The sequence below is a fragment of the Butyrivibrio sp. NATIVEDY162 genome (assembly GCF_045999815.1).
Classification (GTDB): domain Bacteria; phylum Bacillota; class Clostridia; order Lachnospirales; family Lachnospiraceae; genus Butyrivibrio.
The window spans coordinates 2,761,973-2,783,719 of record NZ_CP172573.1 but is presented as its reverse complement, the minus strand read 5'-3'; the positions used below and the strand labels follow the sequence as shown (position 1 = coordinate 2,783,719).

Genomic DNA, 21,747 nt, shown 5'->3' with positions numbered 1-21,747 from the left:
CAAAACATTTCATACAAAATATTTAAATTATTATATTATTTTATCACAAATTGAATATTTTCTGCGGCTTTTTCGGCATTTTTTGATGCCTCCTCAGCATTTTTCCCCGTTGCTATAACATGTCCCCATCTGTCACCACTGTTTTTAAGGCTTCCTGCCCTATCTCCCACAGCTTTATAAATACAGACCTCTGTCACTCCCGGCATGGATTTGGCCTCTTCTACGCCGCTAACAGACTCTATTACCCCTTCTGTCCTGTCTCCGGCTTTGGCAGAGTATAAAAACCTTATTGCCGCACCTTCATTTTTAGTAGCATGCCACTTTACATCTTCCCCCAGAGTAGAGGAAATGCAGCAGTCTATGAGGTCAACTCCGGTAGATAAAGGAACAAGTCTGGAAGTAATGAAATCTCCTCCAAGTCTTGCCGCAATTTCCACCAACTTGGCTCCGTTTGGCGTAAGTTTTATTTCTGTATGTGAAGGACCGTTCTTTATTCCAACAGCCTTAATGGCTGCCTCTGCAACGCGTCTGATATCATCCTGAGCTTCCTTTGGCAGCCTTGATGGCTCAGTATGTCCGGTTTCAACAAAAAACGGAATCTCTGTAACCATTTTGTCCGTTATGGTAATTATGTGAGTCACAGAATCCACCGTGAATGACTCCACGCTGACTTCCGGTCCCTCCATAAATTCTTCAAGAAGAACCTCCCCGCTTCTGGAATATCCCCTCGTATATGTATAAATATCCAGAAGCTCTTTTCTTATGGCATTCTCATCCCCATCAAGGCTCTGCCTGATTTTAGTTACATCAACCAGCACCACGCCTCTGCTTGCTGCGTTATCTGCAGGTTTACAAACAAAGCGGTTTCCAAGTGCTCTCATCGCCTCCAGATATTCGTCTGCATCTGCTACAACATGAAACTCCGGTATGGGAACACCGTTTTCCTTCATTCTTCTCCTCATAGCTGCCTTATCTGTAGCGCATATGGAGTTTTCATAGGAAATGTCATTGTCCCTGCCAAGCTGTTCATTTACCCACGCCACAGTCCTAACCGGCATATCACTTGTTGAAGTGATGATATAATCAGGCTCGTATTTTTTAGCAGCCTCAAGGACAGCTTCTTTATCAATAGTACTTATACACAAAAATTCATCGGCATCCTTTATTCCCACTGCTTCCGGATCGTAATCAAGAGCATAAACATACAGTCCCTTCTCCTTTGCCCGTTTGATTGCAGGTACCTGAAGTGCACTTGCGCCTAATATAAAAATCTTTTTCATTGCTTTTTTACATCTCCATCAAAACTTCTGCTATTCTGTCAGCGCCCTGTCCATCAATAAGTTTTTTCAGCTTATTTGATATCTCCAGTCGCTCTGTTGTATCCATGGAAAGAACCTCTTCCACATATGAAAGCACGGCTGTCAGGGCTTCATTCATATCTTCCCTGAAATCTCCCGCATAAGGGACATATCCTTTGTTTGCAAAATATAATGCATCCGGCTCCTGATTCTCAGCAAACACAAAACTTATGGACAGCACACCTACTGCACACAGCTCATACAATGTCGTTCCTGCAGGCGTGATCGCCACATCACAGCCCCTCATTATTTCTGCCACATTGGATACATTCTGGTGCAGAACCACATATCCATCCTCAATATATTGCTGTATTTTCTCAGTAACCCGGTAAAAACGGCCTGCCAAAAGATGTATTTTTCTATTTTTGTTTTCTTTGAAATTCAGTTCCGGATTTCTTATGAGGGCTGACGCAATAATCTCAGAAAGTCCCATACTGTCTGCGCCACCTGTGGTAAGGAAAATATTATTAACCCCGATATTTTCATTGGCAACGATGTCTATATTTTTTATCAGCTCTCCGTCCGTTCCATATATCTCTCCGGATGTGATGCTCACCTGCCTTTGCTCCATATTACTTACATTAAGGAACTGCTCTCTGATTGGAATATAATCTGTACCAAGCAAGAACTTAGGTGACAACTCGCCATAAAACTCCTCATAATCAAGCTCCGGCGCACCGGGGCTGTAATTTAGTATGGCAGTAGCCGGGAAGACTTCCTTTTGCATGTCATCAATATACATGACTTTTATCCCGCGCCCCTCCAGCATTCTAATGTATTCAGGAGTTGCATAGTAGCTGTCTACCAAAATCCTGTTTATCTCTTCTTCATGCAAAAAATCAAGAAGAGCGATTATTTCTTCCTCCATTTTTCGCCAGTCTGACTCCAGCACATGATAGATGAAATCCTCCCTGATATATGGCTCAATATTATTATCTGCAGACACAAAGACGACAGTGCACCCCATCTGCTGCAGGCTACCGGCTATAGTCCTGCAGCGCATGATGTGCCCTGTCGCCACTATTTCATTTGCATCAACACGAATGGCAATTTTATTCAATACTACTCCAATCCAGCGGTGTTCCACGTGTCAGTTTCTGTCTGGCTTTTCTCCCAAGCACCTCTTCATAATGCTTAGGTTTCATTCCCTGAATATTATACGAGCGGATACTTCGCACATTATCCTTGGTGAAAACATCGCCTTCTTCCATATCCTCTACAACAAACAGAGACCTGCGGTTCGTATACTCACCTGCTTCAGCCTCTGTAGGACCATAGAACACTTTTCCGAGAGCAAGCTCAGCATCATGAACGCCTTTAACCATAGCCGCAAACTCATCCGGTTCCATGGAAAAAGCAGAATCAGCCGAAGGAATGTCCCTGCTAAGGCAGAAATGTTTCTCAATAACTACAGCCCCAAGAGCTGCTGCTGCAATAGCGGCCGTGCCACCCATAGAGTGATCGGATAGTCCCACAGGCACTCCGAATTTATTCCTCATATCAGGAATGGTCCTGAGATTCAAATCCGATGAAACCGTAGGATAAACGCTGCAGCATTTCAGAATAATTATATCATTATTCCCCTCCGATCTTATTGCTTCGATCGCCTCTCTAATCTCTTCCTCAGAACCCATACCTGTAGACATTATGATTGGCTTTCCGGTTTTTGCAATATACTTTATAAGCGGAATATCCACAAGTTCAAAGGAAGCGATTTTATAGAATTCCTCGCCAATATTTTCCAGATAATCAACAGATGTAGTATCAAAAGGAGTGGAAAGAAAGTCTATTCCACACTCCTCGCATTTTTTCTTTATAGGCTCCATCCACTCCCAGGGAGTGTAGGCCTCTTTATATAAATCGTGAAGATTATACCCATCCCACAGACCGCCATGAATCTTGAAGGCCTCCGCATCACAATCAATGGTTATGGTATCCGCCGTATAGGTCTGTGTCTTAAGGCAGTCTGCTCCTGCCTTCGCAGCAGCCTCCACTATTTGAAGAGCATTTTCAAGAGAGCCTCCATGGTTTGCACTCATCTCGGCTATCACATATGCCCTGTTGTTTTTTAGACATTCTTTTAATTTCATCTAAACCTCATTTGTCAGCCCTGCTGACGCATTCCCGTTAACAGGAAGCACAAATTATATTACTTCAAAATAACATGAATCACAGTTCTTATTACTTCAAAATTCCCTGCTCTGTAAGGAATCTGTATTTAAGCTCTGCCAGCAGCCAATCACTTTCATTATCTATGTCCTGAGACTCCACCGGATCAATAATATATGGAATCGACTTTTCCATTGTAGTATCCTTTTGGATTTTGAATGCATCATTTCTGAAGATGTAGAACTGACCGCATTCGTGGTACTGCTTCTGAAGATCCTGGCTTCTTGTGGTTGCATATTCCGGATGAAGCATTTTTACAAGCCCCTTATCATCTATAAACAGGCCCCTCTGTGGAGGATATGAAAACTCCTGCATTGGAACTATAGACTCTGCACCGGATTTTGCAAGCTCGTCCATGGCTTCCTTAAGCTTTCTTGCTGTAACAAAAGGAGCTGTAGGATATATGCAGCATCCATACTCAAAGCTTCTGCCCATTTCTTCGTATCTGTCAAGAACCTCCAGGAGAACATCCGCTGTAGTTGCTGTGTCGGTTGAAGTCTCGGCGGATCTGAAAAACGGCACATTTGCGCCTGCATTTTTTGCTATCTCCGCAATTTCTTCATCATCTGTTGAGACCATGACTTCTTCGAAAATTCCTGATTCCAGAGCTGCTTCTATTGAATAATTGATAATCGGTTTTCCGTTAAATATTTTAATATTTTTACGCGGTATACGTTTACTTCCACCACGAGCTGTTATTATAGCTATTGCGCTCATTTATCTACCTTTATTTCCCTTGTGCCGTAATCAGGCTCTGTAATATTCGACAATCTTTTTAACTGCCAGGATCACATCATCGGCATCCTCATCCGTCATTGATGAATAGAGAGGAATTGTGATCATCTCATCATAGAGCTTCTCAGCATTGGGACATAGTCCCTTCTTGTATCCCATCTTCTCGTAGTAGGGGAAGTAATAAGTTGGAATATAATGCACGTTACAGATTATATTTTCTGCTCCGAGTGCATCAAAGAATTCTTTTCTTCCTATCTTCAGCTTCTTGGGAACAATCCTTAATATATACAAATGTCTGCAGGAGTCGGAATTCTCATCCTCCTTCTGCACAAATAACTCAGGCATTTGTGAAAAAGCTTCATCATACTTTTTCCTGATAGCCTTCCTTCTCTCAATAAATACAGGAAGTCTGTCAAGCTGGCTGCATATAAGAGCTGCCTGAATATCTGTAATTCTGTAATTAGGTGCAAGAAGGAGCTGCTCATAGTACCAAGGTCCGTCGCTCTCATGCTCCATAAGGGATTCGTCCCTGGTAATGCCATGGGTACGAAGAAGAATCAGTTTCTTGTACAATTCTTCACTATTTGTGACTATAGCTCCACCTTCACCACCTGTGATTGTTTTAACAGCATGGAAGCTGAAGGTTGTCATATCTGCAATTGTTCCTACATGAGCACCCTTGTACTTAGTTCCGATAGAATGCGCTGCATCCTCAATCATTATAAGGCCATGCTTATCACAAATATCTCTTATGGCCTGAAGGTCACCTGTCTGTCCTGTATAATCCACAGGAATAACCGCTTTTGTCCTGTCAGTAATCTTCTTCTCAATATCCGCAGGATCTATCTGATAGGTCTCGGGATTGATGTCTGCAAATACCGGTTTTCCTCCGCAATAAAGTGCACAGTTGGCACTGGCAGCAAAGGTAATGGGTGTTGTTATAACCTCATCGCCATCACCCACTCCTGCAGCAAGACATGCGATATGCAGTGCAGCAGTATCATTGCTTATGGCAACAGCATACTTAGCTCCCGTGATCTCACATAATCTCTTCTCCATCTCGGTTATTGCAGGTCCTGTTGTAAGATAGTCGCTTTTTAATACATCTACTACAGCTGCAATATCCTTATCATTTATGTCCTGGTGCGAATAGTATAATTTTTTGTCCCTAACGGGCGAACCCCCGCAAATTGCAGGGATTCCAATATTTTCATTATTCATTTGTGCCCTTATCTGTCAGCTCTGCTGACACTTAAATACAAATTAGTGATCTACTGCCTCGTGAAGTCTTGCTCTGATATCCTCTACGCTCATCCACTCTGTGTTATTGCCTGAGCTATAGACGAATCCATCTTCAACCTTCTTCCCTCTGGGATCAGGCTGCTGCCTGTCATTGAAGGTAACCTGAGGATAAACAATATAGTGCTTATCAAATTCATAGGTAAAAGGTGAATCCTCAGCAGTAACCATGCATTCATCAAGCTTCTCGCCGGGACGTATGCCAACCTCTCTGGTTGCAATTCCGGGGCACATAGCTTCTGCCAGATCCTTAACATTGAAGGAAGGAATCTTGCTTATGAAGGTCTCGCCGCCCTTAGCCTCATCCAGTGCCTTGAGAACCAGCTCAACGCCCTCAGGAAGGCTGATCCAGAATCTGGTCATTCTATAATCAGTTATAGGAAGCTCCTTCTCACCCTTATCAATAAGACTCTTGAATAAAGGAATAATTGATCCGCGACTTCCTGCCACGTTACCATATCTTACAATTGAGAAGTTAATATCTTTATTACCTGCATATGCATTAGCTGCAATAAACAGTTTATCGGAAACCATCTTAGTTGCACCGTAGAGATTAACAGGATTTACAGCCTTATCAGTACTAAGAGCAACCACTCTCTTAACTCCCGTATTAAGTGCTGCATTTATTACATTCTGCGCACCATTGACATTAGTTTTAATAGCCTCATCAGGGTTATACTCACACGCAGGAACCTGCTTTAGTGCAGCAGCATGGATAACGTAATCAACGCCCTCCATGGCACGCTCCATACGAGCGCCATCTCTCACATCACCGATGAAAAATCTCATCTGATCAGCATGTTCCCTGTAAACCTTCTCATTGGACATAGTGAACTGCTTATACTCATCACGTGAATACACAATAATCTTCTTGGGGTTGTAATGCTCAAGAAGATACTCTGTAAAGCAATGTCCGAATGAACCTGTTCCTCCTGTTACCAGTATGGTTTTATCATCTAATTTCATTTCTTACCTCTTTTCAAAGCATAATTCTAATAGATTATACTATAAAATAAGAAATAAATGGATACCTTTATTAAAATTAGATAAATAATAGCTATAGGAGTTGTTAATGATTTTGCATAATTTAATTATATGCTATTTATACAGCTGATACCTCTCTTACCTTCCTGCTTCTAAGGAAATAAACTTCCCTTAGAGCTGCAGACTTATCGGCCTTAATCAGAATTTTACCCGTAAGTGTTGTAGGAGGAATGATTGTAGCAGGGAACATATGATTCTCTATAGCAGCCGTAACTTCGTATGCTATATTTGGGAACATGTCCCTTATTATTCTTGATGAATCTATAGGATGCATGAAGCAGCAGACCAGATTATTGGCATACTTTTCATATCTGCCGATTATTCCAAGATCATGTGAGAGCGCAGCCTGAACCACATATTCTATGTTCACAAGCTTGCCCCTCCTACGTCTCTTATATGCTATCTCCAGTGCCTTAAATGCCACATGAAGAGTATGCTCTCCAACTGTTGATACATTGTGATGAGTCTGCTTAAAAGCATCTGCAAACAGCTGTGTCTCCATAATATCACTGCCGTATTTCACTATATCATCAAATGCCATACATGATGACCTGTAGCTTTGACCGCATCCAAACTGCCAGGTAATAAGACGGTCTCTTAAGTCTTTTGTCTGCCATTCATATATTGCTTCTTTTCCAAAAAAATCCATATCTATCCCTCAAAAGAACTCAGATAACAGTTCCATTATAAGTTTATTTAAATCAAATACGAAGAACTGTTATGGGAATATTTTATTATTATGCATATTTGTGTCAAAAATGAATCAAAAAAGTGGAGCAAAAATTCTAAGGATTCCCTGTCCTGCCCTGGTAAGTCTTCTTCCTGTCGAATACTTATGTGTCACTTCCTGTGACTCAGCCATGGTTTTATCCATGTCTTCTCTTATCTGTCTTGCTATCTCATAGTCCACAACCATGCATCCATTCTCAAAATGATGGTACAGACTTCTGAAATCCAAGTTTATCGTACCACACACCGCCACCCTGTCATCAATAACACACATTTTGGCATGGCAAAATCCCGGTGTCCACTCAAATATTCTCACACCCGAAGCTGTCAGCGTAGAATAATAAGATCTCGTTACGGAATAAGTGATTTTCTTATCCGGAACGCCCGGTGTAATTATGCGCACATCTATCCCTCTCTTTGCTGCAAGGGACATGGCTCTTATCATCTCATCAGAGGGGATAAGATATGGTGTTATAAAGTAGCAGTATTCATGCGCTTTTTCCACCATACTGATATAAACATTCTCTGCCACCGGCTCATGTCTGAAGGGGCTATCTGCATAAGGAAGCACCAGTGCCTTTCCCTTTGCCCTATAACTGATCTCCGGAAGAAATTTACTAACCTCCAGTCCTCTGTCTTTTTCTATGTCTCTCCATCTCACTTTTTCAGAAGCATACCACATCTCCAGAAAAGTCAGAGTTAGTGACCTTACCGCGTCACCTTCAAGCCTCAGCCCTGTGTCCTTCCAATGGCCATAAGGATGCGTGAACTCAAAGTACTCATTAGCAATATTGTATCCACCTGTATAACCAACCTTACCATCGATTACGGTTATTTTTCTGTGATCTCGATTATTAAAGAAAAAATTCAGTACAGGAGAAACAGCATTAAAAACCTTACATTTGATTCCGAGCTTTTCCATACGCCCTACAAAGTCAGTAGTTATAAAGCCTATGCTCCCAATATCATCATAGAAAATACGAACGTCAACGCCTCTGCCCACACACTTTACAAGTTCATCTTCAAGCATATGGAATGCCTCAGCATCTTCAATTGCATGATATTCCAGAAATACAAAGCTCTCCGCTTTTTGGATATCTTTTATCTGATCCTTAAGCCCGTCCAACGCATTGGAATAATAACTAACATCAGTATTTTTATAGATGGGATAATTGGTAAATTTCTTTACATATGAGGCTATTCCGCCTATTGAGCGGCTAAACTCACAGGTCATCCTTGCTTCTTCCTTATTTTCAGGAAGATATTCGTCAAGCTTCTCATCGACAACTGCAAACCTGCGTTTCATTTTCTTGGTACCACTGTCAGTACCTATCATCAGATACATAACAGCTCCGGCCAGGGGAAAAGCCGCAATAATGATCATCCATGGTGCCTTCAGAGCCGAAGTTCTATCCCTTGAATAAATCATAAACACCAATACAGCAGCAAAAAATGGCATTATCATCTGAACAATGGTTGCAGCTCTGGAAAAGCTCATAGAGATTGCCATTATCAGGAAAATTACCTGAAGAAAAAATGCAATGGCAGAAACAATCATTCTTGATAAACCATTTTTGACATATCCTCTATGCTCAGTAGTCATTTTCTTTTCACTGTTTAATCCCTGCGACATAGCGATCACCCCGATATTGTAAATTAGTCCAACGTTTATGTGCCACCATCCGAAATACCAACAGTTATAATCATATTCTTCTATTTCATTTCATAAACCGTCCACATGTCTTTTGCTGAAATCTTCTCTATCTTTCCACTCTTTGAATTACTGCCTTCAAGGATAGACAGAATCTCATCACGGTTATCATGATCTGCTGCGTACACTACAACCTTGTCTGCTTCTGCAAGCTCTGCATCACTTATTGCCGCCGTATCTGCCTCATTGACATAGTACAGCTTATCGTACTCTAATAGTTCATCCGTAAGTCTCCATATGTTATCGGGAGTTGCATCATTATACATAACCACCGCTTTTGCACCGGACTCATTCATTTGCCTTGCATATTCAATTCTCTCTGCATCTTCCGGATATAGGAAGAGAACATTCTGATCCACTATAAGTCCCTTCAAAACTATTATTGCGAAAATAGTAAAGGTTCCTATAACCGGTATCTGAATCTGAGCAATAGTTCTTTTCCCGACAATTGCCCTCATTCCTATTCTTGTGAAATACACTGCAAGTAATAATATGATGGGATAGATCGGCATCTGATATCGATTGGACGTATCACCTAGTAAGAGCGCCGTCTTAGACACTATCAAAAAATAGCCTATAGCTGTAACCGTCATGATTCTGATATGTGCTATGTGAAGCTTGTCCTTTTCTCCCTTAACTCTCAGCATAAAGAAAAGTGCGATAAGTGCAATTACTATCATCACGATGATGAGCCACAGCATACCTGAAAACAGATAATCATCCGCAAGTCCGAAAAAGAACGTAATTCTGTCTCCCAAATTGGACATATCCACAAAAGCATCCTGTGCCTCGCGGCCTCTGTATCCTCTAAAGATATGCGAAAGAGCATAAGGATATATCAGCACGGATAATCCCAGTGCAATAGCGCACCCAAAGGCATAGCCGCAGATATATTTAAACCTCTCTGCCATTGAAGCTGCTTTTTCAGCTAGTTCATCATTACCAAGTATTGTTTTCCCCTGAGAATCGGCACTCTCTTTCTTTTTCCTGTTCTTTGGCATGAGGAACAGAAACCATATTCCAAATGCAGCTCCCATGACACACATGTATATCAGATAGTAGTACTGTGTCAAAAATCCAAGAATGCTCACCAGTGCAATTGCTGCCACATAGTATGTAAACCCTTTTTTGAATTTAGCATCAAAGGGCTTTGAAAGAACAAATCCCTTAAGCTCATTTCCGGAATAATACTTTTTGATAAGACTTATGAGCTTCATATGAAGGTATGCCGAAGCCAGCACAAATACTGTCAGCCACATATACATTCGTATAAAGAGTACGCAGGAGATTGTCATAGGATTAAATCCGTATACAAACATTACAATGAGTCTCACACTCCTGGTCATTCCGAGAGCCTTTGCAAGTTTATATAAAATAACAAAGCTAATGATGAAGCCTATAAGATTTATAATAAGCCCCTGCCACTTACTGAAAACTCCGGGAGTCAGTGAACATGCCGTGTGGAGAAGGTCGTAAAAAAACGGAGGATGTACGTCCCATGACTGCACCTGATGTACAAGCCCATAGTTAAAGCCCTCTCCCTTTTTAACCACAAATTCATCCCTTATCGTATCTGTATCCACCCATTCTCTGTCAGGATAGTAAAACCCAAGACTCCTGTTGGATGAAAAATATGAGTAGTATTCATCCTGATGAAATCCGGCTTTTTGTACCCCGTGCAGGCAGATAAAGCTTACTTGAATGATCAGCAAAAGAAGCAATATTAAGCTATATCGTTTACTCTTAGTCTTCATGTAAAACTGCTCCTACCTTATTTGATCCCCCGTAATCTTGCATGTGTGCTCCTGACCGCCTTTGGAGCCAGACCAAGCATTATTAAGTATGCTCTGTTCTTACCTGTAAGATATCTGTTTGAAAAAATGTCCTTCATATGATTTCTCAAAAACCGGACAACATCTTTTCTGTAAAACTTATTCCCATGATTCATTCTGCTAATCGGAATATGCAAAAGATAATCCAGCCTTTGTATCAGACAAAATCTCATTGCAACCTCTCTAAGCTCCGGAAAATCCTTTTTCACAAGACGATAAGCCACATCTGAATTTCTGACAATATCAGTAAAGACAGGAGGAAAATATTCCTTCTGCTCCGCCTTTTTCCTTGAATTACTACCGCTTCTGTAAAAAACGTGATAGTACTGATTTGGCAATATTACAAGCTTATCCACACTTTTCAGCATGTGTATCATAAGATAAAAATCTTCATTCAGCTCATTTTCAGGAAAGCCCCTGCACTCTCCCTTAAACAGTTCTCTGCTTGTAAGCTTAGTACAAAAGGATGCATCACCCGTATGCATAAGAAGTGTTTTAAAGTGCTCTTTTCCACTTATCACCTTAACTGCTTTTGGCGGAATACAAACATCGGGAAGTCTGTCTCCATTCTCAGCTATCTCGTCTCTTGAAGCTTGTGCCATCAGCACTTTGGAATCCTCAGTGCTGTTTTTTTCTATTTCCAGCATAAGGTCCTCATACATATGCGGATCTATGTAGTCATCGGAATCCACAAAGCCGATATATTCTCCTGTGGCCGCTGACAATCCCAGGTTTCTTGCCTTACTGCTTCCACCATTTTCCTGATGAAGCAGGGTTATTTTAGGATACCCTTTTTCAGGGTTACTTACCTCTTTTTCAACAAAATCCTCAATCCGTGCGTATGTCCCATCTGTAGAACCATCATCAACTACTATAATTTCCATAAGCTCCGCAGGGTATGTCTGCTCGCATACGGATTTAAGGCAGCGGACAACCAGATCCTCAATATTATAAGCAGGTATTATTACACTTATTTTCTTTTGAAAAGTCATCACTCTAAATGATTGTCCTCCTGAAGTGTTCTGATGATTCCCGGAGCCTTTATTACATCAGCTATGCTCATTGGTCCGCTCTTTGGCGGATCATAGTTTTCTTTATTTACAAGCTTTTCGCAAAAAGTAAGTAGCCTTTGCGCTGCTGCCTGTGCATTCCATTCCCCGGCTATAGTCTTATATGCAGACACCTGAAGCCCTCGCAGCATTTCTCCATTTACTAATGTCTCCGAAGTATCTCCACTTGCAGATGCCTCTGAAATATCTCTATCTACAGCTGCCTTGAGATTATCCCCTTTACCTGCAGGAATTAAAATAGTATCTATTTTCTTCCTCAGCTCCTTTTCATCACAGGAGCTAAAAGTAAGACCATTTTCACCGTCCCTTATAAGATACGGAACAGCCCCCGCCTCTGAAGAAGCTATAACTGCGCTGGCACTGTTCATGGCTTCATTTACAACTGCGCCCCAGCCCTCGAGATAATTGCTGGCAAAGAGAAATACATGGCTCTTTTCCATTATATCCCTCACTTCATCCGGCTTCATAAAGCCGCGAAGTGAAATATTCTCAGTTAACCCTTTTTCCTCTATAAGTCCCGATATGGCTGAAAACATTGGACCATCCCCTACAATATCCAGGTGAAAATCCACATTTTTATCTCTCAGATATTCTGCAGCCTTAACGGCCAGTTCAGGATGCTTTAGTTTTATAAGCCTTGCTGCAAAGCATATCCTCAACTGCTCGCCGTCTTTATATAATAGCTTAGTCAGTTTCTCCTCATCATATTTTCTATATGGCGGAAAATATCCCCACTTAAACATTTTTCCGGGATAAGCACCTATCAGCTTATAATCTCCGGACACATACGCACCTGCACATAGCATATAAACAGGGTCATTTCTGTACTTAATGTGCTCATCATACTTTGCCATAAGTCCTTTGGGAGATATCATTTTCCATCTCCCTTCACGGTAAATCCTCTCACTTACCCTTATAACAGGTCTTTTCCCGGCAAGTCTCTCTCTTATCTTCTGCATTGCAGGCGCTTCTTTGCTTAAGCCTGTCCAGCCAAGAATAAGTACATCCGACGTCTCTATAAGCCTGATACATCTGCTCTCATCCTCATAGAGTCTGTTCACATAAGGAAGCCTCCCCGTATCGGAATCCCAGCCCATACTTTTTCTCTGATCCTCCATGGGCTGTGCTTCAATAAACGAAAAATCCTCTCCGAGTCTTGCAAAAAGTTCATCGCAAAAAGGAATCTGATGGTGGTTTATGAAGTTTGAAATGAAAGTGATCTTTATAATGCTCCCCCCATCCTGTTATTTACGATATCCTTGTAGATTTCCACAAGTCGTTTATAATTCTCACCTGCATCATGAATTATCATTGCATGTTTTCTAGCATTATCACCATACACAGCTGCTATAACAGGCTCTCTGAACATCTGCTTAACGCATTTGGTAAGTTCCTCAACGTTCCCGGCTTCAAAAAGAAGTCCGTCAACATTCTTTTCAAGCATACTGGGTATTCCTCCGGTATTTGCTGCAATTGTGGGAACTCCCAAAAGCATGGCCTCCGCCATGGTATTTGGTGAATTCTCAAGAATTGAAGGGCATACGAAAACATTGCACTTAAGAAGCTGCTCCTTCATCTGCTCTGCTGAAAGTTTTCCCAGCATTACAACCTTACCGCCAAGTCGCCCTCTTCTTATCAGTTTTTTAAGATACTTACCATAAGCGGATATCCTTATAGCAAGAGGATATCTGCTTTTCCCCGAAGCATTTTTCTGCTCATCGGGAATAGTTACAGTCTTTCTTTTGATTCTGCCTATTACACTGTTTCCTGCAACATAAAGCCTTGTATCCGGGAATTCCTTCAATATCTCAGGCATGGCCTCAAGCATGAAATGAAATCCCTTCAGCGGATAATCTCCCTGTGACAGGAAAATGCTGTGAGGAACAGTGTTAACAGATCTCCATGCACCCTTATAAAAAGTTGGTCTCATGGTCTCATTCATTTTATAATACTTAGCCTTTGGATTAATTCCGGCTGTGATTTCCCTGTCAAAGTCTGTTCTTCCTGTAATATTTCCTGCAAGCCTTATGGCTTCCTTCTCATTCTCTCCGCGCTTTTCAAACTTCTCTTTCTGTTGCACAAGGGAATCGTTCTTATATCTGTCACGGAAAGTAGTATCCGTATACACATTCTCCGGAAGGTTTGCCATATACACCTTACTTATTTCACTACATATACCCTGAATTCCAAGAAGAGTACATTCCGGATTATTAAAGGCTTTTATAGCAGCAAGGCAATGTGGAAACTCTGTTCCGAAAACATGAATAAGATCCGGTTTAAAATCTTCAAATATCTTTTTAAATCTTGATTCCAGCTTCTCATCATATATTTCCGCTGCATTTAAATTTTCAGAGAAACCATAAAAATTAACTCCGTCTATCTCTCTTGGTTCTTCACCCATACTTTCGGAAGGAAATGCGACCCCAAGAGTTATATTTCCTGACTTTTTTCCGGAAGATATTCTGTCATAGGCTCCGGAAAGCCATCCTTCCCTATCTGACCACGGCAGATTGTTTGCCCTTGCAAATGCAGGGAGCATTATATTACATACCCACAAAACTCTCATACAAAAACCTCTCAGCGATGCTTATAAATCAGTCGTTTTATTTCGTTGTACAAGCCCGCGGTTTTAGGATTTTCTGCTATCTTTGTGCGAAGCGGAGCAAGAGACAGAATTCGTATCATATCAAATCGCTTTATTTTGTCCTTAGACAGATACAAATGTATGATCTGCTGCCTCTCAGTCTCTGATATTTTACGGTTCTCCTTTGTCTCCGAGAATCCGCCACCCTCATAATCTGCTATCTGCATGTTCAGATATTTGGTCTCTGCCTTTTCCACATAAAAACAGCGAAGGAAATGCTCATAATCTGCCCTCACCTTCCAAACCGTATCAAATGGATATCTGAGAACAAGTCTCTCATCATAAAAGCACGCCTGATGTGACGGAACATTTCTGTAGCAGGCAAAGTCGTTTATCTTCGGATTCGATGCCACTCTCTGTCCTGTCTTCATCTCGTAAATATCTCCATAATAAATTGTTGGAACAATCGTACCGGAGTTCTTTGAATCCAGGAAAATCTTATCGTGTACCTTTTTTAAAACCTGATTATCGGAAAAAACATCGCCGCAATTAAGGAAATATACATATCCCGGAGCTGTATCCGATACATGCCTGCTCTCCTCGCTTCTCATGGCGTCAACTGCCATATTCATGGCATCGTAGATTCCATGGTCCCTGCTTCTTATGACCCTGATCCTTCCGTCCATGTACCTGATATCGAAGGAGCCTCCTGAAGACATTTTTCCTGCACTTAAGCGGCGCCTTCCCTCTGTTTGTTCATTCTCGGACTGCTCTATACCAAGGCATTTAACAGCCTTCTCCAAGGAGCCGTCAGTTGAGCCTCCATCCTTTATGATAATCGCTATATCCTTAAAGGTTTGCATCTTTATGCTCTCCAGGGTATTTATAAGATCCTCCCCGGCATTATATGAAACTACAATAATTGTAAAAAATGGTCTTTTCATATCAAACCTCTTTTAGCCAAATCCTCTCTCCGATAATGTCGCCGGCAGCTCATGAAATAAAAACGTCTCATAAGGCAGGATCAGCATTCCATCGTCGCCTGCTCTTCTCATAAACATGACAAAATATATGACACAGCCAGCAATTGTCAGCGCTCTGAATAATTGTCCCGCCTTATATCTGGAAGTATCCCTGTCCCCCAGAAGTCTTACAAGAAGCGCGGGAACATATAATATCTGAGTTACGGTAAAATAATATGCTATTCTTGAAATCGTAGGCAAAAAGGAGCAGAAGATATACATCATCAGCGCTCCGTAATTAGCATAGAAATAAAAGCTCATCCTGCGATCGGATATAACATCCTTTCCAAGTACAAAAAAAGCAAGTATCAAGACAGCCACGCACCTTGCTATTCCTATCTTACTTGTCCCGCCTGTGAGAAACTCGGTTCCCTCATAGGAAGGATAGAGCTTTACCGCTATTTCCAGATAAAGATCCTTCAAAAACAGGCAGGAAATGCATAAAAGCGCAAGTACGCCGTGCATCCATCTCTTCCATTTCATCTGCGCAAGCGGATAAAGAACCAGTACCACTAATAGTGATTTATGGAAAAGACTTCCAAAAAGTATTAAAAGAACAAATCTTGGCCAGTCTCTTTTTATGCAATAGGTTATTGAATAGAATGCTATTCCAAGTGCCAGATAATTTCTTACGGTATTTAGTGACTGAAAATAATAACCCAGTAGCATGAACATCGCAAAGGACATAAAGAAATTCTCAGTCTGCCTGAATATTCCCATCAGGAAGAAGAAAACCGTTGCAGCTGCAAATACAGCAAACACTGCAACATAATTCTCAAATCCAAAGATATAATAAATAAGCTTCGTAAGATAATTAAATCCAACCTCTGTCGGAACTATGGCATCACTATATGTTCTATGCATAAATTCCACATACTTGCCATAATCATTACCCACATTTAAGCGCAGAGCAGATACCCCTGTGAGAATCACAAATAAAAAAAGCAGTCCCGTAGCATTCCTCACCTGAATCCTGCTTATTCCGCGATGAATCCCGCGATATTCTCCGGTTTTAATTATTGGAGCAGTATCTTTACTCTTTATATGATATGCAATTGTAAGGCTAATAACTGTTAGTGCTAAGTAAACAAGCATACGATAACCTTTCACGCATTTCTCTGCTCAATTATTCCCTGCTTTATCCCATTTTTCATAAGCCTGTAACATTCAAGTACGGGCTTTTCCCTGCACATCTCATGTCTCTTGGCCAACAGGAACCTAAGACTCATTGGCTTAGCCATGATTCCATACAAAAAATGGTACAGCACTCCTCTGTCAAAGAAGAACTTATCGTTATATCCATTAAACCATGTAGAAGGCCTGTCTGCCTCCTCATGTCCTATGTGGACACTTGTGCGATATATCCTTATTCCCTTCTTTAAACAGTCATGTAAAAAAAGCGAGTCTTCACCATTACTGTATTTTGCCCCCCCTCCAAAAAGAACGGAGAATCTGACCCCTGCCTTTTTTAGAGCAGACGTCCGTGCCACTATGGCATAAGCGGGATATCTTCCGTAATTTTTCCATGACACTTTGTTAAAATCGGTATTGCAGTAGGTCTGTCTTCCTTCTGAAGCCTTTACATTGAACATGATCATATCCGCTTCAAGGTGAGCATCAAACTCTTTTTCCACAAGTGCTGCATATCCATCATCATAAACAATGTCCTCATCAGCAAACTGAAGCAGTTCATGGTCGGCATTATCAAGAGCAAGATTCCTCGATAAGCCAACTCCTCTTTCATTTCTGTGAAGACATTTTATATTGCAGACACATCCTTGTCTGTCTGTATACTTATTTTCAAAAGTCAGATTCTCATCGCATTGGTTTACGATGACAGCATCTGACTGAATATTCATTTTTTCTGGCAATTTAGCCGTATCCTGATTAACACCGGATACCAGTATTTGAATTCTAGACATATTAAAGCCCCAGATATCTGTTTAAAAGCTTCATATCAGCGTCCGTAACAACTATTCCGCAAACCTTGCATCCAAGCTTCTTTAAAAGTGATATCAGATGCTCTGTCATAGCTCCGTTGTGTGTGCCCATACTGATTGCAATTATCGCACCATCAACATTTGAAAGCTGCTGCGCTGAATCATTGTCATTCCCCGGAAGACTCATAGGCTGTATCGTGGGCATTCCATCCGGTAATCCGTTTCCTACCACTTCCTTAAGCCTCTTGGCAATTATCTCTGCTTTTTCCGAGCCGGTCTTATCATCTGCGCTTATAAGTACAAGGCTCTTCTCTGCTTTTAGCTGAGACTTAACAGAAAGAAGAAGTTCATTTCTAAAAAATGAAGGCTCCTCTGCACCCTCTCCGCTAAGAACACCAAGCACAGGAAGATTATATCTTTTCTCTGCATCCTCAGGGACATATATTGCATCATCCATGGCCTTGGAAAAAATCAGCGTAAGCACTGACAAAACAAATCCTAAAACCGCACCAAATATCACAGCTACACCCATTCTGTCAGGGATAAGCTCCAGCTTTGTATCTGATCTTCCAAGAATCTCGATACTTGTGAATGCATAATTTGCCTTGCCATACTCCACAAGTGCATCATTTGCAGCATCAGCAATTGCTCCGGATTTTTCTCTGTCAGGATTGGATACCTTGAAGATCATTACCCTGACATCTGAAGGAATATCAGCATTAACCGAGGACACAACCTCTTCTCTTGTGATGTTGACTCCTTCCTTATAACCGGCATCTTCAAGGTTCTCCATTATTTTATCAAGAATATTGTAATCAGTTTTTATCTCAAGATTACTATCCTCTGCCTTAACCAGAATGTTCCAGGTATATGCATTATAGAAATCAACTTCTGCCTTTTTGTTCTCATCATATGCAAAATAAATGTACAGAGTTGATTCAGTAACATAATTTCTGGCAGGAGCATAAACTACATTCGCCAAAAAATAAATGATTCCCGCTATTATGGCGCCCGTAGCCGCAGCTATGGGAAGTATCCACAACTTTTTTAAAAGCACCAGATAAAAAGCTCTGAGATTCAGTATTTCGTTGTCGTAGTTTTCTCTTTTAGTAGCCATTTAATTTTCACCGGAGTTTTTAAGTGCCGTAGTCTGAGTTTCCTCTACTCCCTCAGTCGCATCAGGAGTAAAGAGTATCTTGAGTGTTAACAGCATCAATTTAATATCAAGCCATACAGAATAGTTCTCGATATATGCAAGGTCAAGCTTCAGCTTATCATATGGAGTAGTATTGTACTTACCATAAACCTGAGCATAACCTGCAAGTCCTGCCTTAACCTTCATTCTGAAAGCAAATTCAGGCATAGTCTCCATGTACTGAGCTATGATCTCAGGTCTCTCGGGTCTTGGTCCTATAAAGGACATCTCACCTTTTAAGATGTTGAAAAGCTGCGGAAGCTCATCTATTCTGCATGCTCTGATAAATCTTCCAATAGGAGTAATTCTGGAATCATGCTTGGTGGCAAGTCTTGCAACGCCATCTTTCTCGGCATCCACCCTCATGCTTCTGAACTTCATGATTTTGAACTCTTTCTGATTTTCCGTGCATCGAATCTGCTTATAAAGCACCGGTCCGCCATCATAGAGCTTTACAATAATTGCAGTAATGAGCATTATCCATGATGTAAGGATTATTAAAATAAGTGAACCGATCACATCTATGATTCGTTTTATCGCACGCTGCTCTACCTTGAGGTAATATTCCCTTAAAAGTAAAACCGGAGTGTCGAAAATATGAAGCTGTTCCGAGCCCTTGACCAGAACGTCTGTAATCTTGGGCATCATATAAACTCTTATAGAATTTGAATACAAAAACTTCAGAAGTTTATTTCTTTCCTTGGTAGGAATATCCCAGATAACAACTGCATCGTATCGCTCAAGGCATTCTCTTTCGATGGACATCAGGCCTTCACTGATATTCATACACTTTACAATATTATATTTATCCTGTCTGGAATTAAATTTACGTAAGATATCATCAACCGGATATTCTCCGCTTACGAGAAGCATCTGCCTCGCAGGGAAGATCTTCCTGTACAGCCAGTTGGTGCATACCGCCCACAAGAACGAGAGAACCATCTGAATTGCAAGTATCTCCAGCATGGGATATATCGGCACCAGCCAGTTTCTCATCAGTGATATTTGAAAATAGGAGATAACATTCACCATAAAGAGGGCGAATATCTGTGAAAGAAAGATATCCATAGACTTGAGATATCCTATCTTCAATCCGCCATATGTATTCGAGAAAAAGAGCATAAGGACAAAATAAATGGCAATAACCAGTAAGTGTCCCCTAAAATACAGCTTAAGTCCGTTTCCCAGCATATATCCGTCCACACTGATTCGCGGTGCAGATAAAACCGGATAATATATTTTAAACCAAAAATAGCCATAAACGGCGGTCTGAATCAAAAGACCTATAAGTCCAAGGCATAATACAAATACTCTTTTTATAGATTCAACCTGTTTCATACAATTACCCTTATAGCCTTCGAAGAGTCGCTCTTACAGCCCATCCCATAAAATAGAAGAGGCTTGAGATCACCGATAATCCGGCTATTTTTCTATACAGTCCCCAAATTCTTCGGATTGCCGCAAACTTATTTGATGATAGCGATTTGTGAGGACGTCTGTAAATTGCAAGAACTTCATCAAGTCCGTATGCAACTGTTCCCCTCTTTAAAATCGACCACCAGGTGGCAGTATCCTCGCTCTCTATAAGCGGCATGTAAATCGTATCCTTAGAGAGCTTATCCATATCTATCATAACGGTTGTAGTGAAGATAACCGTTCTTGAAAGTGCCTCTCTAAAAGAAAGACTTTCCGGTACATGAACTACCCGACCGGTAGGCTTGGCATTTTCATCGCCAAATTCATATGCTGTAAAAACAAAGGCAGCATCCTTATCTCTGAGAAAAGCCAGCTCTTTTTCAAGCTTGTCCTCCATCCATACATCATCAGCGTCGAGGAATGCCAGATATCTTCCTGTGGCAGCGCTTATCCCGGCGTTTCTTGCAGAAGCAGCTCCCTTGTTAACAGTTGTTCGTATCAGCTTAATCCTGTTATCGCCCTCGCCAAGCACTGCATTAATTATCTCTGTGCTCCTGTCTGAAGATGCATCATCAACCAATATAAGTTCGAAATTCTCATATGTCTGACGCTGGACCATTCTTATGGTATCGAGAATATAGTCCTGTGCGTTGAATACGGGAACAACGATACTGATTCGATTACCCAGGCTTCTGTCACTTTTCATCAAAGCTCTTCCTTAACAATGTAAATAGGTCTCTTTTTTACCTCAAGATAGGTCTTACTGAGGTACTGACCCACAATTCCAAGGCAGAACAGCTGAACACCGCTTACCAGAGATATGATGCACACAAGTGACGGCCATCCGCTGGTAGGGTCTCCGAAAGCGACCTTCCTGATGATAGTTACAATAATTAATATCAGAGCAAGGAAGCAGAATATCACACCAAGAATGGATGAAAAAGCAAGTGGCACCGTTGAAAATGCCATAATTCCATCAAGTGCATATAAAAACAGCTTCCAGAAGGACCACTTGGTCTCTCCCTTTTTGCGCTCAATATTTTCAAACTCCAGCCATTTGGTTGTAAATCCAACCCAACCGAAAATACCCTTTGAAAATCGGTTATATTCTTCCATAGACAGTATTGCATCAACAAACTGTCTGGTCATAAGTCTGTAATCCCTGGCTCCGTCGACAATCTCAGTCTTGGACATCTTATTTATAAGGCTGTAGAATCTGCGTGCAAAAAAAGATCTTATGGGAGGCTCTCCCTTTCTGGTAACACGTCTTGTTGCTACGGAATCATAGCCTTCATTTACAATATACCCATACATCTCCGGAAGCATCGCCGGCGGATCCTGAAGGTCACAGTCAAGCATAACGACATAATCGCCCTTTGATTTCTGTAATCCTGCATATATAGCTGATTCTTTGCCAAAATTTCTTGAGAAGTTTATAAGATGAACTCTTTCGTCCATCTCATGAAGTTTCTTAACCTCTGCTACAGTACCGTCTTTAGAGCCATCATTAACATATATTATCTCAAACTCAACTTCATGCTCCTTGAAAAAGGCCTCTGTCTTCATCAATTCATCATAGAAATCTTTTATGTTTTCCTCTTCGTTATAGCAAGGAACGATTATACTAATAAGCTGCATTGTCT

19 protein-coding genes are annotated in these 21,747 nt (G+C 41.2%); all 19 read right to left on the bottom strand.

The window, feature by feature from the left end; all coding sequences use genetic code 11:
• Positions 1-35: 35 nt before the first annotated feature.
• Entirely contained in the window at positions 36-1,280 is a 1,245-nt protein-coding gene (locus tag ACHCNF_RS12035; RefSeq protein ID WP_408070031.1) for an ATP-grasp domain-containing protein, read from the bottom strand.
• Between the two features lie 7 nt (positions 1,281-1,287).
• Entirely contained in the window at positions 1,288-2,418 is a 1,131-nt protein-coding gene (locus ACHCNF_RS12030) for a PseG/SpsG family protein (RefSeq protein WP_408070030.1), read from the bottom strand.
• The gene (gene pseI / locus ACHCNF_RS12025) at positions 2,411-3,448 is read right to left on the bottom strand and encodes a pseudaminic acid synthase (protein WP_408070029.1); all 1,038 of its coding nucleotides are present in this window, start codon (positions 3,446-3,448) and stop codon (positions 2,411-2,413) included. Before pseI ends, ACHCNF_RS12030 begins: the two co-directional genes overlap by 8 nt.
• 91 nt (positions 3,449-3,539) lie before the next feature.
• Complete coding sequence (pseF, locus tag ACHCNF_RS12020; protein WP_408070028.1) at positions 3,540-4,244, bottom strand: pseudaminic acid cytidylyltransferase; 705 nt, start codon at positions 4,242-4,244, stop codon at positions 3,540-3,542.
• Between the two features lie 30 nt (positions 4,245-4,274).
• Positions 4,275-5,483 carry a UDP-4-amino-4,6-dideoxy-N-acetyl-beta-L-altrosamine transaminase gene (gene pseC, locus ACHCNF_RS12015; RefSeq protein WP_408070027.1) on the bottom strand — a complete coding sequence of 403 codons (1,209 nt, stop codon included), beginning with the start codon at positions 5,481-5,483 and terminating at the stop codon, positions 4,275-4,277.
• 42 nt (positions 5,484-5,525) lie between these two features.
• The gene (pseB, locus tag ACHCNF_RS12010) at positions 5,526-6,527 is read right to left on the bottom strand and encodes a UDP-N-acetylglucosamine 4,6-dehydratase (inverting) (protein WP_408070026.1); all 1,002 of its coding nucleotides are present in this window, start codon (positions 6,525-6,527) and stop codon (positions 5,526-5,528) included.
• A 136-nt stretch (positions 6,528-6,663) separates the two neighbouring features.
• Positions 6,664-7,254, bottom strand: a complete 591-nt coding sequence (locus ACHCNF_RS12005; RefSeq protein WP_408070025.1) for an HD domain-containing protein — start codon at positions 7,252-7,254, stop codon at positions 6,664-6,666.
• A 114-nt stretch (positions 7,255-7,368) separates the two neighbouring features.
• Positions 7,369-8,967, bottom strand: coding sequence for a cardiolipin synthase (cls, locus tag ACHCNF_RS12000; RefSeq protein WP_408070024.1), 1,599 nt, complete (start codon positions 8,965-8,967; stop codon positions 7,369-7,371).
• An 80-nt stretch (positions 8,968-9,047) separates the two neighbouring features.
• On the bottom strand, positions 9,048-10,799 hold the full coding sequence (locus ACHCNF_RS11995) for a hypothetical protein (protein ID WP_408070023.1): 1,752 nt from the start codon (positions 10,797-10,799) through the stop codon (positions 9,048-9,050).
• 17 nt (positions 10,800-10,816) lie between these two features.
• Positions 10,817-11,869 carry a glycosyltransferase family 2 protein gene (locus ACHCNF_RS11990; RefSeq protein ID WP_408072235.1) on the bottom strand — a complete coding sequence of 351 codons (1,053 nt, stop codon included), beginning with the start codon at positions 11,867-11,869 and terminating at the stop codon, positions 10,817-10,819.
• Entirely contained in the window at positions 11,869-13,008 is a 1,140-nt protein-coding gene (locus ACHCNF_RS11985; RefSeq protein ID WP_408070022.1) for a glycosyltransferase family 4 protein, read from the bottom strand. The genes ACHCNF_RS11990 and ACHCNF_RS11985 overlap by 1 nt, the downstream gene beginning before the upstream one ends.
• 161 nt (positions 13,009-13,169) lie before the next feature.
• The gene (locus tag ACHCNF_RS11980) at positions 13,170-14,513 is read right to left on the bottom strand and encodes a glycosyltransferase family 4 protein (protein WP_408070021.1); all 1,344 of its coding nucleotides are present in this window, start codon (positions 14,511-14,513) and stop codon (positions 13,170-13,172) included.
• Positions 14,514-14,524: 11 nt separating this feature from the next.
• Positions 14,525-15,475: a glycosyltransferase gene (locus ACHCNF_RS11975; protein ID WP_408070020.1), complete on the bottom strand. Its 951-nt coding sequence runs from the start codon at positions 15,473-15,475 to the stop codon at positions 14,525-14,527.
• Positions 15,476-15,487: 12 nt separating this feature from the next.
• Complete coding sequence (locus ACHCNF_RS11970) at positions 15,488-16,648, bottom strand: EpsG family protein (RefSeq protein WP_408070019.1); 1,161 nt, start codon at positions 16,646-16,648, stop codon at positions 15,488-15,490.
• Positions 16,649-16,659: 11 nt separating this feature from the next.
• Entirely contained in the window at positions 16,660-17,475 is an 816-nt protein-coding gene (locus ACHCNF_RS11965; protein ID WP_408070018.1) for a glycosyltransferase family A protein, read from the bottom strand.
• Position 17,476: 1 nt separating this feature from the next.
• Positions 17,477-18,610 carry a YveK family protein gene (locus tag ACHCNF_RS11960; protein ID WP_408070017.1) on the bottom strand — a complete coding sequence of 378 codons (1,134 nt, stop codon included), beginning with the start codon at positions 18,608-18,610 and terminating at the stop codon, positions 17,477-17,479.
• Complete coding sequence (locus ACHCNF_RS11955) at positions 18,611-20,026, bottom strand: sugar transferase (RefSeq protein WP_408070016.1); 1,416 nt, start codon at positions 20,024-20,026, stop codon at positions 18,611-18,613.
• A gap of 10 nt (positions 20,027-20,036) precedes the next feature.
• Positions 20,037-20,810: a glycosyltransferase family 2 protein gene (locus tag ACHCNF_RS11950; RefSeq protein WP_408070015.1), complete on the bottom strand. Its 774-nt coding sequence runs from the start codon at positions 20,808-20,810 to the stop codon at positions 20,037-20,039.
• The gene (locus tag ACHCNF_RS11945) at positions 20,810-21,742 is read right to left on the bottom strand and encodes a glycosyltransferase family 2 protein (protein WP_408070014.1); all 933 of its coding nucleotides are present in this window, start codon (positions 21,740-21,742) and stop codon (positions 20,810-20,812) included. Before ACHCNF_RS11945 ends, ACHCNF_RS11950 begins: the two co-directional genes overlap by 1 nt.
• Between the last annotated feature and the right edge of the window lie 5 nt (positions 21,743-21,747).